We start from the raw sequence: 14786 nt of genomic DNA on the forward strand, positions 1-14786 counted from the left end.
TTTAAAATGGTAAATCTTCTTATCCGATTTTACCCAATCATCCTCAGGTCGGCTTTACGATGTCGTTTGTACTCGTCATAGAAATTCTCGTGCGTTCCCGGCTCAGAAATGACACGGGGAGTTTGAGTTCCGTGCTGAACTTAACTATGAGAAGGAAAAGCTTCCATGAACGGTCGCCTATCCCGCGCCACTTAACCAGCTCCCCATATGGCAAGCAGCATCAGAAAATACAATCGACGGTACTTTTCCGAACACTCCGCAGTATCAATCTATAAAACTAATTGCAAGATGCTCAATCCCCGCATCGATGTAATCGGCAATCTTTTTTAGTTTGCGTAATAGTTTTTCAGCCAAGCTGACGAGAAAGGCATATTGCTTAATCGGGGGGATTCTTTGATGGGCGTATCTGTTCGGTTTGCCAAATTATCAAGCGATTTATTGAGAGGAAAATCCTTATAAGCGCAATCTCGATTGTAGAAAAGACGACGATTAACAGCCTGAAAGGCGCTATTTTTCATTAAGTTAGCCGCTAATTTCTGAGGGGCGTATTGGGGGCGTTTTAGGGACAAAACAGGGTTTGGGGGTGTATAAAGGGGCGTTAAATAGGCTCTATATGTCCCTGTATGTCTTTCCCGATTAATTACTAACTCCATGATTTTAAATTAATCTTATATTTTACATCAAGATATGATTTTTGTTACTATACCCCCCTATAGTATGCAGAGGCGCCTATGCCACATTCAGAAAAAGATAAAAAACGTATTCTGACGCGGGTCAGGCGCATTCGCGGCCAGGCTGAAGCGTTAGAACGCGCTCTTGAAAAAGGAGACTCCTGCATCGAGATTTTGCAGCAGATAGCCGCGGTTCGCGGGGCTGCAAATGGTCTGATGGGGGAGATGATGGCGATTCATCTGAAAGACGAGCTGGTGACCGGGGAGACCACGGAACAGCAGCGGGCTTTACGAATGGCCGAAGTTGATAACCTAATTCGTTCTTACCTTAAATAGAACCACACTAACAAATGGATAATACTGATGAAATCACGTGCTGCAGTGGCCTTTGGGCCAGGAAAACCACTGGAAATTGTTGAACTTGATGTGGCACCGCCCCAGGCGGGAGAAGTGTTAGTTAAAATTACCCATACCGGTGTTTGCCATACCGATGCCTTTACTTTGTCCGGCGATGATCCTGAAGGTGTGTTCCCTGCGGTCTTAGGCCATGAAGGTGGCGGTATTGTAGTTGAAGTAGGTGAAGGCGTGACCAGCCTGAAACCTGGTGACCATGTTATTCCGCTGTATACCGCTGAATGCCGTGAGTGTAAATTCTGTAAGTCAGGCAAAACTAACCTTTGTCAGGCGGTTCGCGCCACACAAGGTAAAGGGTTAATGCCGGACGGCACCACGCGTTTTTCCTATAATGGCGAACCTATTTATCACTATATGGGCACCAGTACTTTCAGCGAATATACCGTAGTGGCAGAGATTTCACTGGCTAAAGTGAATCCTGAAGCCCCATTAGACAAAGTGTGTCTGTTAGGCTGTGGTGTCACTACCGGGATCGGCGCTGTTCATAACACCGCTAAAGTAAAACCAGGGGATACCGTTGCCGTCTTTGGACTGGGGGGGATCGGTCTGGCGGTTATTCAGGGCGCTGTTCAGGCAAAAGCGGGTCGTATTATTGCGGTTGATACTAACCCGGAAAAATTCACCCTGGCGCGTGAGTTGGGCGCAACTGACTGCGTTAATCCGCTCGACAGCAGCAAACCTATCCAGGATGTGATCGTTGAATTAACCGATGGTGGCGTTGATTTTAGTTTTGAGTGTATCGGTAATGTCAATGTCATGCGTGCGGCGCTGGAATGCTGCCATAAAGGCTGGGGCGAAAGCATCATTATCGGTGTTGCTGGCGCAGGCCAGGAAATTAAAACCCGTCCATTCCAACTGGTTACTGGCCGTGTATGGCGTGGTTCTGCTTTTGGTGGTGTTAAGGGACGCACTCAGTTACCGGGAATGGTTGAGGATGCTATGGCGGGTAAAATTAATCTTGATCCGTTTATTACTCACCGTTTACCACTGGAACAGATTAACGAAGCCTTTGATCTGATGCATGAAGGTAAATCTATTCGTACGGTTATCCACTTCGGCGACAAATAAGCTGAATCATTCCCCTCATTAGATGGGGGGAATTCTTACCTGACGTTACTATCAGCGAATAATATCCCTTTCAAAACCATGTGAATATTTACGGTGGCGCTCACGATACTCTTCTGCGGTATTGAGCGCAGTAACGCGTAACTCTTCGCTGTCGCCATTATGGCGTAACTGCGAGTCTGCACTCGGTACATAGAAGTACTTATGCCCGGGTGTCCCCGCCATAGTCTGACCGGAAAATAGTGCGCACAGAATAACCAGCAACGTAGTGATATGACGAATTTTTATCATGCTAACAGGCTCGTTAAAAAAGTGATGCTGCCAATCTAGCGAGTATCATCCCTGCAAACTAGCAGGGGAGTCAAAAGTGCTGCAAAGTTTCGTCAGCATTATGAAGATTCACCGCTGAAAATATTATGATATGCGTAGAAAATCCCCATTAATAAGCATCATGGCACGTCCAGAAAGCGGAGCAGGGAGGTTACGGCCGCTGCGGCTAAAATGACAAAAATCAGCGGGACTTTACGCCAGGCAAGGACAACCGCAACTGTAACACCAGCCACTCGAGCCATACCGGCAAAATGTTCGGCCTCAAAAAAAGTGGTCGCGAGGGCAACAGAAAATAATAAGGTCGTTGCTGCATCGTTAAGCATTTTCCCGGCACGTTCAGAAAGCACCAGACGGCTTCCCAGTTTTGCTCCGGAAAAACGCATCAGATAAGTTCCTGCGCCGAGTACGGCAAGAGCGGCAAGAATAGTAAAGGTTCCCGGCATTATTTCTTCCTCGTCAACAGACCCAGCATAGAGAGCAGGACTGGCAAACCAACAGGGGCAAATGGGGTGGCAACCAGCGAAATGACAGCACCCGCGGAGGCGCGAATACGCGTAGTACGATTTTTAAATGCCGGAATCACCAAAGCCAGTAAAATAGCCGGAAAGACAGCATCTAAACCTATCAGTTCCGGAGAGGGCACCAGGCTACCGACGGCAGCACCGATTAATGTCCCGGCAGGCCAGATTATTGCCACACCGAGTCCGCATAACCAGTAAGCTGCCTTTCGTTTTTCTGGTGTGCTTTGAGCCAGGCCAAACACGACACTTTCATCATTCATAATATGACACCCCAGCAAGCTGGTGAGCCGGCTTCCCACCAGTTCGCGAACGGCAACACCAAACGGGATATGACGGGCGTTAACCAGTAACCCCGCCATAGCGGCAGCAAAAGGATTGCCGCCACTGGCAATAATACCGATAAACATAAATTCAGAAGCGCCCCCCAGCACAATAAAAGAGGACAGTACCGGTAGCCAAAGCGGGAAGCCATAAACCATCGCCAGAGAACCATAAGAGACACCGACGATGCCAACGGCGATACACACCAGCAAAATAGCTTTTTTAGTCTCACTATCCAGAGCAGATAAATAGGTGCGCAACACGATTATTTTCCGTAACGAACAAATGTATCGTTATAATGAACATAATCAGAGTGCAGATCAAGCGAACGAATCGTTCGTTTTAATGAACGGCAGGTGGGGCGTATGACACAGCCAATAGAAATTATCGCCAGGAGTCTGGTACGTGAACGAAACCGGGCGGGATTATCACTGGGAGAACTTGCCCGGCGCGCAAATATAGCCAAGTCGACACTGTCTCAGCTGGAAACAGGAAAGGGGAACCCTGGGCTGGAAACGCTTTGGGCTTTATGTGTGGCACTGAATATCCCCTTTGCTACCTTGCTGGAACCACAGCCAGTGCTGATGCAGGTGATTCGGCGAGGTGACGGGGTAAAAGTGACCGCCGGCCATGCAAATTATGATGCTATTTTACTGGCTACCTGTCCGCCAGGTGCCCGACGTGATATTTATTCACTCCAGGCTGAACCCGGAGCCGCGCGCTGCTCTGAGCCTCACGCTCCAGGCTCGGTTGAACATATCATCATTACCCGGGGGCGCGCTCTGGTCGGGCTGACCGAAATGCCGGAAGAGCTCAATGTTGGAGACTATATTTGTTATCCCGGTGACCGTCCCCATATTTTTAAGGCACTGGACCCGGGAACCCTGGCGGTAATGATAGTGGAACAGAACTAATATGCCGCGAGACGCCACACGTGACGTGTGGCGTTATTCTCTTGTTAGCTGGTAAGCCCCGCTGAATTCATCAGCAGACGAAACAGGCTACTGATAGCGGTCAGGGTTAAAATACTGGCGGACCATATGCCTACCATCCATAACACTCTTTTTACTGTCTGATTCATCAGTGATACCCCTCGCCATGACGGACTTTTCCGCGGAAAACGTAGTAGCTCCAGAAGCTATACATCAGAATAAATGGCAGAATGAACAGGGCACCGACCAGCATAAAGCCCTGACTCTGCGGAGGAGCGGCCGCATCCCATAGGCTGATATTGGGTGGAATAATATTAGGCCAGATACTTATCCCTAAGCCACTGAACCCAAGAAACACCAGGCCCAGAGTAAAGATAAAAGGCAAAGCATGGGAAGATTCAGGCCTGGTAAGGGTACGCCAGAGCAATCCGCTGAACAGCAGCACACAAATTGGTACGGGCAGAAGATAGTAGAGGTTAGGCGTATTAAACCAACGTTCTGCTATCTGCGGATGTTCCAGAGGTGTCCAGATACTGATAATGGCAAAGATAACCAGCAGTGCCAGCAGCAATACCGGCGTCAGAGCACGCATCTGTTTTTGTAGAGGATTTTCGCTTTTCATCACAAGCCAGGTTGCCCCCAGCAAAGCATAGGCGATAACCAGTCCCAATCCACAGAACAGGTTAAAGGATGTTAACCAGTCTAATTGGCCGCCGCTAAACTCGCGTCCGGTTACCTGAAAACCAGAAATAACCGCGCCGACCACCACTCCCTGACAGAATGTCGCCAGAATTGAGCCGACTTGAAAAGCAACATCCCAGAAGGGACGATGAGCAGGCGTTGCCTGAAAACGAAACTCAAAAGCGACGCCACGAAAAATCAGCCCTATCAGCATGAGGCTGAGCGGTAATGTCAGGGCATCAATAATAATGGCATAAGCTAAGGGGAAGGCACCAAATAGCGCAGCGCCACCGAGAACCAGCCAGGTTTCATTCCCGTCCCAGACCGGGGCAACACTGTTTACCATCACATCGCGGCAGGTTTTATCGCGAATAAACGGAAACAGGATCCCTATTCCTAAGTCAAACCCATCCATCACGATATACATCAAGGTGGCGAAAACAATTATCACAAACCAAATAACGGATAAATCGATCCCCATTAGCGTGACTCCTCTTTTAGCGATGTATGCTTCAGCGGTTTTACCGAGACTGGATCGGGCAAAAACTGTTCCGGGGGGAGTGGACCTTTTTTAATTAACCGCACCATATAGCTGTAACCGACACCGAATACCGACATATAAACGATAAAGAACGTCGCCAGACTGATGGTCATTTGCAAATCGCCGTGGGCAGAAACGGCATCTTTGGTCCGCATCAGATGATAAATCACCCAGGGTTGACGGCCTACTTCCGTGGTGACCCAGCCGGCAAGGATAGCAATCAGTCCGGAAGGCCCCATCCACAGGGTAAAACGCAGAAAACGACGGCTGGTATATAAACGGTTTTTATAACGCAGCCATAAACTGATAACACCCAATAACATCATCAGCATGCCCAGTCCGGCCATAATACGGAATGACCAGAAAACAATAGCCGCCGGGGGACGGTCTTCTTTGGCGAAAGATTTCAGAGCCGGAACCTGCTTATCAAGGCTGTGTGTCAGGATCAAACTTCCGAGGGCCGGAATACCGACAGCGTAACGGGTTCGCTCCTGTTCCATATCCGGCCAGCCAAACAGCAGCAGTGGCGTGGCTTCGCCAGGCTTATTTTCCCAGTGGCCTTCAATAGCGGCGATTTTTGCCGGCTGATATTTTAAGGTATTCAAACCATGCAGATCGCCAATTAAGGCTTGAATCGGGGTGACAATCACCGCCATCCACAGAGCCATGGAAAACATGGTGCGGATTGCCGGAGTATTATTCCCTTTAAGCAGATGCCAGGCCGCAGAGGCGCCAACAAAAAAGGCACTGCTGAGAAAAGCGGCGATGGTCATATGCAGCAGTCGCCACGGGAAAGAAGGATTAAAAATAACGGCCAGCCAGTCCTCAGGCACTACCTGACCATTCTGAATACTGAAACCCTGTGGCGTCTGCATCCAGCTATTAGAGGCAAGTATCCAGAAAGTGGACATCAACGTACCGAGTGCGACCATGCAGGTAGCGAAAAAATGCAGTCCCGGACCGACGCGGTTCCAGCCGAATAACATGACACCCAGAAAGCCTGCCTCAAGGAAAAAGGCAGTCAGTACTTCGTAGGTCAGTAAGGGGCCGGTTATACTGCCGGCAAATTGCGAGAAGCCGCTCCAGTTGGTACCAAACTGATAGGCCATCACTAAACCTGAGACGACACCCATACCAAAATTAACGGCAAAAATTTTCGACCAGAACTGATAAAGGCTGCGGTAAACCGGGTTATTACTCTTGAGCCAGAGCCCTTCGAGCACGGCAAGATAACTGGCGAGTCCAATCGTGATTGCCGGGAAAATAATATGGAAGGAAACGGTGAAAGCAAACTGGATCCTTGCCAGATGAAACGCGTCGAAAGCAAACATGCACACCTCTGAACCAAAAAAGACAGGGTCATAGTAATGTGATGTCGCAAGGTTTATCAGAAACAGAAATGTGATATTTATCTATAACAGTTTTCAAAAAAATTAGTTTTTTGATAGCCTGATATAGGTGAGGGGAACGAGGGGCGCAAATGAAAAAATATCAGCAACTGGCAGAGCAAATCCTTGAGCAGATAGCCCTTGGGATCTGGAAGTCAGGTGACCGTTTGCCTTCGTTACGTGAGCAAGTTCAGCATAGCGGTATGAGCTTTATGACTGTCGGCCATGCTTATCAGTTGCTGGAGAGTCGCGGAGCTATCGTCGCGCGTCCCCAGTCAGGCTACTATGTTGCACCTCGGCCATTACCGACGAACACGCCCATTGCTCAACAAGTCACCCGAGATGAAGTGGTTGATGTTAATACCTATATTTTTGATGTATTACAGGCCAGCTGCAACGCTGCTGTAGTACCTTTTGGTTCCGCTTTCCCCGATCCGCGACTGTTTCCGTTGCAGCAACTTAATCGTTCGCTGGTGACGGTCAGCAAAACCGCGACGGCGATGAGTGTGATTGAAAACCTGCCGCCGGGAAACGCCGCCTTACGTCATGCCATTGCCCGGCGTTATGCTCAGCAAGGGATTCCGGTTTCACCGGATGAAATAGTTATCACGGCGGGTGCGCTGGAAGCGCTAAACCTCAGCTTACAAGTGGTGACTGAACCTGGCGACTGGGTTATTGTCGAAAACCCCTGTTTTTATGGTGCGCTTCAGGCGCTGGAACGGCTGGGATTGAAAGCACTCGCCATCGCGACCGATCCGGTAACCGGTATCGACCTTGATGCTCTGGCACTTGCGCTGGAGCAGAATTCGGTTAAAGCCTGCTGGCTGATGACCAACAGCCAGAATCCTCTCGGCGTGACGCTCAGCGCCAGTAAAAAACAGGCACTGGTCAGTTTACTGGCGCACTACAATGTGGCCTTGATTGAGGATGATGTTTACTCTGAATTATATTACGGTCGTGAGCGGCCATTGCCGTTGCGTGCCTTCGATGAACAAGGCATTACCTTGCATTGCTCCTCGTATTCAAAATGTCTGGTTGCGGGTTTTCGTATTGGCTGGGTCGCTGCGGGTAAGCATGCCCGGCGAATTCAACAACTTCAGTTAATGAGTACGCTTTCAACCAGCTCACCCATGCAGCTTGCCTTGGTCGATTTTCTGGCAACCCGTCGGTTTGATACCCATTTACGTCGTTTACGCAGAACACTGGCTGAACGTAAGCAACAGGTTTTACTGGCTCTCACTGAGCATTTCCCGGCTGAGACCAAGATTCATCACAGCGAGAGTGGCTATTTTCTGTGGATTGAACTGCCGAAGGTTGTCGATACCCGACTGCTGTATCAGCAAGCACTGGTGCACAATATCAGTATTGCCCCTGGTAAAATGTTCAGTACCGGGAGTAACTGGGATAATTGTTTCCGTCTGAATGCATCCTGGGAGTGGGGAGAGCGAGAACAGCTGGCAATAGTGACACTGTCACGTTTGATTGTTCAACAGATGAACTGACTATGGAAGGAGAGAACATTGTGGGGTCAGCCATAGACTTGTGTGGTTAGCGGACGAATTTTACCGGATAATTGTCTGATGATACCGTAACATTTTGGTGCTGATGGCTAAATATTTTATATTTACAGGTTATTTTTTTATATAGTCGAAATAATGTCATATTTAAATTAATCAACTTTTCGAATAAATAAATTATTTTTAGTCTTGATGTTTACGTAACTTTCTTAGTTCTGCTATTTACCTGTCTGCTAATGGTGACAGTATTTATATGCTTATCTTATATGTATATACTTTGCAAGATATTCAAGTGTCGAATAATCCATTTTTAGCTCTTGAACACCTGCGCCGACACCTCGCCCGGGAACTGCACAATTGCTGTACGTGGGGGGGGGCAGGACCAGTTTGTGTGTGTGCGGGGGCAAAAAACGTAAAATCATGCCAGTTATCAGGCTATCTATTTTCAATACAGTGCGAAACAGGTTGATTTATCCGAAACAAAATCAAATAGCGTAAAGATTGCACTGTTTTTTAAGAATAATACGATTGCCGTGATTTTCGAAATGGTGTTTTTAAGCATTAACCTCTTACATTGTCAATTTTTGTTGTTTTTTGATATATATAGATTTATATTCTTTCAGACATTTATTTATCCTTCTCTCGACGCGTGCCTGATTATCTGTTTTATCAGTTAATCTCAATGGTGAAGGAATATTCTTAGATTTGTGTGCAAGCATCTTTAAAACGAGCTAAAAGTGTGTTCAGTCCGATGTCTGTTTCAGACCTACATTTTTTGTTTATGTATATGATGGACACAAATTAATTGGGGGTACGACCCAATGTTCTGGCCTGAGTTTCAGGTTCTCTTTGTTTAAATCACTGAATAAGGAATGTATATGAAAAAAGCAATCTTTGCTGTTCTGACAGCAGCTGCTCTGGCAGCTTCTCCGGTAGCTATGTCAGCTACCCCAGCAGGTGGTGCAGCTGGTGCAGCTGGCGCTGGTGCCGCAGCAGGTACTACTACTCTGGTTGCAGTTGGTGTAGCTGCTGCAGTAGCGGTAGGCGTTGCTGTTGCAGTTAGCAACGATGACAACACCACCATCAATACCACAACAGCGACCCGTTAATCTGAACGGCCTTACGAATTTCGTCAGGTCGAAGATATTAGCTGTTCTGACCCGGAGGTACGTTACTCCGGGTATATCGTCTTAATAAGGGAATATCCGGTGCGTCTACTTGCCATACCTTTCTTCGCATTACTTGCGGGATGTAGCCCCAGTCAGCAAGGGGTAGTGGATACGTTCAGTGCAATCTGGGAAGCGAAAGACGTCACAATGACTGATGAGGCAATACAGTCACTGCCGTACGCAAGCACCTATTTCCGTATTGATAATGAACAACGTGCTTTTCTCGTGCTGGGCTACATTGAGCAAGGAAATCTCAAGTGGTTATCCCGGGACGGTTCCATCGTCGCTACTCGCAATGGGCGACTGGTGCAAACAAATAATCTACATAGTCGCAATCTGTTAGAAGTGATATCCGTCACCCCCGATCCTTTGCTTGAGGCTCAGAGTCTCGCTAATGGTCAGACATGGTCGCGCACTATCCGCTGGAAAGAAGGCGAGCAGTTACGCTCGGCTGCCTTAACCTCTCGCTTTACCCGGGCAGAAAAAGATGAAGTATTAACAATTGCCGGGGAAAACGTACCTTGCCAGGTCTGGTATGAAGAGGTGCAATCCGTTGTGCCTGATGAGCAGTGGCAAAATATTTTTTGGGTAGATACCCGCAATGGCCAGGTGCGTCAGAGTCATCAAATGCTCGGTGCCGGAACCTATCCTGTTGAAATGACCATATTGAAACCCGCACAATGAATAAATTCACCCGACTCATTCTTGGCAGTACGCTCACGATGCTGAGTGCTTGTGCCCTGGCAACCGGTAGTGTGGCAGTAGATAATCAATATCCGGGTCAGGAACAGCGATTTGAAAACGTATCGACGCTGTTACAATTAGTGACTGACCCTGCGTTGCCACAAGATATCTGGTGGCCTGGCGCGGTGATTACCGCGATTCCGGCAACGAATAAAGCCGACCTCGACAAGCGTCTGATACTTGCCCGTCTTGCAGCTTGTAAGGTGGATGCATCGCCAAAACAGACAGTCATGCTGCAATCAGTTATCGATCAGCTTCAGAATATCAAAGTAGTTGACCGGCTCTTCACACCTCTGGATCCTGATGTTATCCGTACCACCCTGGCAGGGGGCGATGTTCCTTTGCAGGGAGAATATAAACTCTATACGGGTGTACGTCCCTCGACTTTACGGGTGATGGGTGCCGTCAGCAAACCAGGCCCAGTAATGTGGCAACCTGCAACGCCTATTAGTGACTATCTGGATGAGCAGGATCATTTGTCAGGCGCGGACAGAAGTACGGTAACGGTTATCCATCCTGACGGACATACCACAACTGAGCCTGTCGCTTACTGGAATAACCTGTACAACGAAGCGAGTCCGGGCAGCATTGTGTGGGTAGGATTTTCACCTTGTGCGACGGATGCAGCAGGCAAATCTTTACAAGATGATATTATTTCATTGTTAACTCGTCGGGTTCCTGATTAATGAAAAAAATCCATGTACTCAGTTTCCTGGCGCTGGCGGTCTCAACTGCGTGTTATGCAGAGGGGCAAACCTATCCGGAACCGATGCTTTATTCTCAGACTGATTTTGGTGGTACCGGGTTGATGCAGCTTCCTACCGCGCGTTTTGCGCCAGAAGGGGAATTTAGCGTCAACTATCGGGACAACGATCAGTACCGTTTTTACTCGACTTCAATTTCGTTATTTCCGTGGCTTGAAGGTACGATTCGCTACGCGGATGTCCGTACCCGTCGCTACAGCAGTAATACCGATTTCAGTGGCAGCCAAAGTTATAAAGATAAATCTTTTGACTTCAAAGTTCGCCTGCTGGAAGAAAGCTATTACCTCCCGGCGGTGGCATTCGGTAAACGAGATATCTCAGGTACCGGTCTGTTTGACGGGGAATATGTTGTTGGCAGTAAACGCGTAGGTCCCGTTGATTTTACTCTGGGCGTTGGCTGGGGTTATATCGGTAACAGCGGCAATATTACCAACCCGTTTTGCCGTGCATCAGATAAATACTGTACCCGTAGTGACTTGGTGGATGCGGGCGAAATCAGCTTTGACGGTATGTTTAAAGGCCCTGCATCTGTGGTGGGTGGGATTGAATACCAGACCCCCTGGCAGCCTTTACGTCTGAAGCTGGAGTATGACGGTAACGACTATAAAGACGATTTCGCCAAAAATATTAGCCAGTTTACCCACTATAACTTCGGTGCCGTGTACCGTGTCGCTAACTGGGCGGATGTCAACCTCAGCTATGAGCGCGGCAACACGCTGATGTTTGGTTTCACTCTGCGTAATAACCTGAATACTCTGCGCCCAGCCTTCCGCGATGCGCCTAAAGCAGCTTATCACCCGGAGGTGACCGACGGAGCGCCTTCTTATACGGTCGTTGCCAGTCAGCTGTCAGAGCTCAAGTACAACGCGGGCTTTGATGATCCGGAAATCAAATATCACGGTAATACGCTCTATATGTCCGGCGAGCAGAAACGCTACCGTGACTCCCGTGAAGCGGTTGATCGTGCGAATCGTATTCTGGTTAATCAGCTACCAGCAGGTACTGAGACCATTAGCGTAACGCAAACCAAAATGCATCTGCCTTTGGTTACCACAGAGACCAATGTTGCCAGTCTGAAAAAAGAGCTTGCGGGTTATCCGTTAGGCCATGAAGAGAAACTGCAACAAAAACGCGTTGAGCCAAACGATCCAATCCCAGATTCACAGGGTTATCGTATCAAACCATCTCGTTTCAGCTATTCGTTTGAGCCGAAGTTAATTCAGTCATTAGGCGGGCCGGAAGGCTTCTATATGTACCAGATTGGTCTGCTCCCAAGCGCTAATTACTGGTTGACTGATAACTGGCTGGTAGACAGTGGCGTATTTATTAACATCCATAATAACTACGAGAAGTTTAACTCCTCGTTACTGCCGAAGGATTCGAACCTGCCGCGAGTGCGTACGCATATTCGCGACTATGTCCGAAATGATGTCTTTATCAATAACCTGCAGACTAACTACGTAACCGATCTGGGACATGGATTCTATGGTCAGGCATACGGCGGTTATCTGGAAATGATGTACGGCGGCGTGGGGGCGGAAGTCCTTTACCGTCCGCTTGATAGTCAATGGGCAATAGGTGTCGATGCCAACTACGTAAAACAACGTGACTGGGATGACATGATGCGTTTTGCTGATTACAGTGTAGGCACCGGTTTTATCACCACTTACTGGACTCCACCACAGATGAATGGCGTGCTGCTGAAAGTGGCGGTCGGTCAGTATCTGGCGGGCGACAAAGGCGTGACTATCGAGATGGCTAAACGCTTTGATAGCGGCGTTAAAGTCGGTATCTGGGGCGCGAAATCGAATGTCTCGAAAGCCGATTATGGTGAAGGCGGATTCAGTAAAGGTTTCTATGTCTCAATTCCGTTTGATTTGATGACAGTCACCCCGAATCCAAACCATGCGGTAATCTCCTGGACACCATTGACTCGTGATGGCGGACAGACGCTGGGCAGAAAGTATCAGCTGTATAATATGACGTCAGAACGTGAATTCCCTCTGGGTCAGTGAAGGGTGCAACAATAGGTTATAAGCGTTGTTATCTGCAGGTCTGGCATCCTTTAACGCGGGAAATGGTAGTGGCAGACCTCATTCAAACGCCTGTTAAGGCATCAGTACTTTGATTAAAAGACGATGATAGCAAATGAAAAAGCGCATTTTAAAATTATCAGTTCTGGCTCTGACGTTAACAGCATTGAGCGGCTGTACGATAATACCAGGACAAGTATTAAGCACCCGTGGTAAAGATGTCATTGAGTTACCGGATAATAATTATGATCTGGATAAACTAGTCAATGTCTACCCGGTGACACCGGGTCTGATTGATAAGCTGCGCCCTGGTAATATTGCTGCCAGATCGAATCCAGAACTTGATGCGCAATTACAAAAATATGAATATCGTATTGGTGTCGGTGATGTTCTGATGGTCACAGTCTGGGATCACCCGGAATTAACCACGCCAGCAGGTCAGTACCGTAGCGCCAGCGATACGGGTAACTGGGTTAATGCTGACGGTACTATCTTCTATCCTTATGTGGGTAAATTACCGGTTGCCGGTAAAACCCTGGCGGAAGTGCGTAACGAAATTACCCGTCGTCTCGATGCGGTGATCGAAAGCCCACAGGTTGATGTGACGATCGCGGCTTTCCGTTCGCAAAAAGCGTATGTGACGGGCGAAGTGGCGAAATCAGGCCAGCAGCCGATTACTAATATTCCATTAACTGTTATGGATGCTATCAATGCCGCCGGCGGACTGAGTACCGATGCCGACTGGCGTAATGTGGTATTAACCCATAACGGTCAGGACTCACGTGTTTCACTTTATGCCTTAATGCAGCGCGGCGATTTAATGCAGAATAAACTGCTTAGTCCGGGTGATATTCTCTTTATTCCGCGTAACGATGACCTGAAAGTATTTGTCATGGGTGAAGTGGGTAAACAAAGCACGCTTAAAATGGATCGCAGCGGTATGACTCTGGCTGAAGCTATCGGTAATGCTGATGGTATGAAGCAAGATGTCTCTGATGCCACCGGTATCTTTGTTATTCGTTCGATTAAAGACCGTGCAGCCGGTAAAATTGCTAATATTTACCAGTTAAATGCAAAAGATGCTTCTGCGATGGTAATGGGTACTGAATTCCAGCTTGAACCATACGATATTGTCTATATCACAGCGGCACCTCTGGCTCGCTGGAACCGTGTTATTTCTCAGCTGGTACCAACCATTACGGGTGTGCGTGACCTGACTGAAACCGTGAGATATATCAAAAGATGGCCAAATTAATGTTCCAGTCAGTCCTCGTAGTCTGTACCGGTAACATTTGTCGCTCTCCGGTGGGAGAGCGTTTGTTACGCAAATTGTTACCTGAAATGCAAATCGACTCAGCGGGAACCTATGGTCTTACCGATCATCCGGCTGATGTTGTGGCTGCTGAAGTGGCTGCCCATCATGGTCTCTCCCTTGATGGCCATCATGGGCGCAAATTAACGCCTGCCATTGCGCGTAGCTACGACCTGATTCTGGTGATGGAAGCTTCACATATTGAAGAAGTGACCAAAATTGCCCCGGAAGTCAGGGGGAAAGTGATGCTTTACGGGCAATGGCTAGGTAAAAAAGAGATTCCGGATCCTTATAAGAAGAGCCAGGATGCTCATGAGCATGTCTACGGCTTACTTGATAGTGCTTCACAGGAATGGGCACAGCGGCTCAGTTAACTAAACGAG

The 14786-nt window shown here is 48.2% G+C and carries 16 protein-coding genes; 10 read left to right on the forward strand and 6 right to left on the reverse strand.

Annotated elements, in window-relative coordinates:
* The first annotated feature begins 731 nt into the window (after window positions 1-731).
* Window positions 732-1007 carry a metal/formaldehyde-sensitive transcriptional repressor gene (locus tag M2387_RS01465; RefSeq protein WP_259046715.1) on the forward strand — a complete coding sequence of 92 codons (276 nt, stop codon included), beginning with the start codon at window positions 732-734 and terminating at the stop codon, window positions 1005-1007.
* Between the two features lie 27 nt (window positions 1008-1034).
* On the forward strand, window positions 1035-2153 hold the full coding sequence (locus tag M2387_RS01470) for an S-(hydroxymethyl)glutathione dehydrogenase/class III alcohol dehydrogenase (RefSeq protein WP_259046716.1): 1119 nt from the start codon (window positions 1035-1037) through the stop codon (window positions 2151-2153).
* Window positions 2154-2204: 51 nt separating this feature from the next.
* Here the strand turns inward: M2387_RS01470 and M2387_RS01475 are convergent, their stop codons facing one another.
* From M2387_RS01475 to M2387_RS01485, 3 genes are all read right to left on the reverse strand, one after another.
* Complete coding sequence (locus tag M2387_RS01475) at window positions 2205-2441, reverse strand: YncJ family protein (RefSeq protein ID WP_259046717.1); 237 nt, start codon at window positions 2439-2441, stop codon at window positions 2205-2207.
* 158 nt (window positions 2442-2599) lie between these two features.
* The gene (locus M2387_RS01480; RefSeq protein ID WP_259046718.1) at window positions 2600-2923 is read right to left on the reverse strand and encodes an AzlD domain-containing protein; all 324 of its coding nucleotides are present in this window, start codon (window positions 2921-2923) and stop codon (window positions 2600-2602) included.
* On the reverse strand, window positions 2923-3582 hold the full coding sequence (locus M2387_RS01485) for an AzlC family ABC transporter permease (RefSeq protein WP_259048219.1): 660 nt from the start codon (window positions 3580-3582) through the stop codon (window positions 2923-2925). Before M2387_RS01485 ends, M2387_RS01480 begins: the two co-directional genes overlap by 1 nt.
* 105 nt (window positions 3583-3687) lie before the next feature.
* Between M2387_RS01485 and M2387_RS01490 the strand changes: the two genes are divergently transcribed.
* A complete protein-coding gene (locus M2387_RS01490; RefSeq protein WP_259046720.1) occupies window positions 3688-4236 on the forward strand; it encodes a helix-turn-helix domain-containing protein in 549 nt (182 codons plus the stop codon).
* A 44-nt stretch (window positions 4237-4280) separates the two neighbouring features.
* Here M2387_RS01490 and M2387_RS01495 read toward each other — a convergent pair whose 3' ends face one another.
* Genes M2387_RS01495 through M2387_RS01505 form a run of 3 tightly spaced genes read right to left on the reverse strand, consistent with a single transcriptional unit; the run spans window position 4281 to window position 6807 of the window.
* Window positions 4281-4403: a DUF2474 domain-containing protein gene (locus tag M2387_RS01495; protein WP_259046721.1), complete on the reverse strand. Its 123-nt coding sequence runs from the start codon at window positions 4401-4403 to the stop codon at window positions 4281-4283.
* Window positions 4403-5416, reverse strand: a complete 1014-nt coding sequence (cydB, locus tag M2387_RS01500) for a cytochrome d ubiquinol oxidase subunit II (RefSeq protein ID WP_259046722.1) — start codon at window positions 5414-5416, stop codon at window positions 4403-4405. Before cydB ends, M2387_RS01495 begins: the two co-directional genes overlap by 1 nt.
* A complete protein-coding gene (locus M2387_RS01505) occupies window positions 5416-6807 on the reverse strand; it encodes a cytochrome ubiquinol oxidase subunit I (RefSeq protein ID WP_259046723.1) in 1392 nt (463 codons plus the stop codon). Before M2387_RS01505 ends, cydB begins: the two co-directional genes overlap by 1 nt.
* Window positions 6808-6956: 149 nt before the next feature.
* On the opposite strand from M2387_RS01505, the gene M2387_RS01510 reads away from it, so the two are divergent.
* The 7 genes from M2387_RS01510 to M2387_RS01540 all read left to right on the forward strand — a co-directional run bounded on the left by M2387_RS01510 (window position 6957) and on the right by M2387_RS01540 (window position 14777).
* On the forward strand, window positions 6957-8366 hold the full coding sequence (locus tag M2387_RS01510; protein WP_259046724.1) for an aminotransferase-like domain-containing protein: 1410 nt from the start codon (window positions 6957-6959) through the stop codon (window positions 8364-8366).
* Between the two features lie 893 nt (window positions 8367-9259).
* Window positions 9260-9490 (forward strand): hypothetical protein, encoded by a 231-nt coding sequence (locus tag M2387_RS01515; protein WP_259046725.1) that lies wholly within the window; start codon window positions 9260-9262, stop codon window positions 9488-9490.
* Between the two features lie 99 nt (window positions 9491-9589).
* A complete protein-coding gene (locus tag M2387_RS01520; protein WP_259046727.1) occupies window positions 9590-10234 on the forward strand; it encodes a YjbF family lipoprotein in 645 nt (214 codons plus the stop codon).
* A complete protein-coding gene (locus M2387_RS01525) occupies window positions 10231-10980 on the forward strand; it encodes a capsule biosynthesis GfcC family protein (RefSeq protein ID WP_259046728.1) in 750 nt (249 codons plus the stop codon). Before M2387_RS01520 ends, M2387_RS01525 begins: the two co-directional genes overlap by 4 nt.
* Window positions 10980-13073, forward strand: coding sequence for a YjbH domain-containing protein (locus M2387_RS01530; protein WP_259046729.1), 2094 nt, complete (start codon window positions 10980-10982; stop codon window positions 13071-13073). Before M2387_RS01525 ends, M2387_RS01530 begins: the two co-directional genes overlap by 1 nt.
* Window positions 13074-13206: 133 nt before the next feature.
* Window positions 13207-14346 carry a polysaccharide export protein gene (locus tag M2387_RS01535; RefSeq protein WP_259046730.1) on the forward strand — a complete coding sequence of 380 codons (1140 nt, stop codon included), beginning with the start codon at window positions 13207-13209 and terminating at the stop codon, window positions 14344-14346.
* Window positions 14334-14777 (forward strand): arsenate reductase/protein-tyrosine-phosphatase family protein, encoded by a 444-nt coding sequence (locus M2387_RS01540; protein ID WP_259046731.1) that lies wholly within the window; start codon window positions 14334-14336, stop codon window positions 14775-14777. Before M2387_RS01535 ends, M2387_RS01540 begins: the two co-directional genes overlap by 13 nt.
* The last annotated feature ends 9 nt before the right edge of the window (window positions 14778-14786 follow it).

It is taken from the genome of Klebsiella sp. BIGb0407 (assembly GCF_024807845.1).
Taxonomy (GTDB): Bacteria; Pseudomonadota; Gammaproteobacteria; order Enterobacterales; family Enterobacteriaceae; genus JGM124.

Excerpts from the sequence above, each read along its gene's own strand:
- M2387_RS01465 (WP_259046715.1), top strand. The coding sequence starts at position 732 with ATGCCACATTCAGAAAAAGATAAAAAACGTATTCTGACGCGGGTCAGG.
- M2387_RS01470 (WP_259046716.1), top strand. The coding sequence starts at position 1,035 with ATGAAATCACGTGCTGCAGTGGCCTTTGGGCCAGGAAAACCACTGGAA.
- M2387_RS01475 (WP_259046717.1), bottom strand. The coding sequence starts at position 2,441 with ATGATAAAAATTCGTCATATCACTACGTTGCTGGTTATTCTGTGCGCA.
- M2387_RS01480 (WP_259046718.1), bottom strand. The coding sequence starts at position 2,923 with ATGCCGGGAACCTTTACTATTCTTGCCGCTCTTGCCGTACTCGGCGCA.
- M2387_RS01490 (WP_259046720.1), top strand. The coding sequence starts at position 3,688 with ATGACACAGCCAATAGAAATTATCGCCAGGAGTCTGGTACGTGAACGA.
- M2387_RS01495 (WP_259046721.1), bottom strand. The coding sequence starts at position 4,403 with ATGAATCAGACAGTAAAAAGAGTGTTATGGATGGTAGGCATATGGTCC.
- cydB (WP_259046722.1), bottom strand. The coding sequence starts at position 5,416 with ATGGGGATCGATTTATCCGTTATTTGGTTTGTGATAATTGTTTTCGCC.
- M2387_RS01505 (WP_259046723.1), bottom strand. The coding sequence starts at position 6,807 with ATGTTTGCTTTCGACGCGTTTCATCTGGCAAGGATCCAGTTTGCTTTC.
- M2387_RS01510 (WP_259046724.1), top strand. The coding sequence starts at position 6,957 with ATGAAAAAATATCAGCAACTGGCAGAGCAAATCCTTGAGCAGATAGCC.
- M2387_RS01515 (WP_259046725.1), top strand. The coding sequence starts at position 9,260 with ATGAAAAAAGCAATCTTTGCTGTTCTGACAGCAGCTGCTCTGGCAGCT.
- M2387_RS01525 (WP_259046728.1), top strand. The coding sequence starts at position 10,231 with ATGAATAAATTCACCCGACTCATTCTTGGCAGTACGCTCACGATGCTG.
- M2387_RS01530 (WP_259046729.1), top strand. The coding sequence starts at position 10,980 with ATGAAAAAAATCCATGTACTCAGTTTCCTGGCGCTGGCGGTCTCAACT.
- M2387_RS01535 (WP_259046730.1), top strand. The coding sequence starts at position 13,207 with ATGAAAAAGCGCATTTTAAAATTATCAGTTCTGGCTCTGACGTTAACA.
- M2387_RS01540 (WP_259046731.1), top strand. The coding sequence starts at position 14,334 with ATGGCCAAATTAATGTTCCAGTCAGTCCTCGTAGTCTGTACCGGTAAC.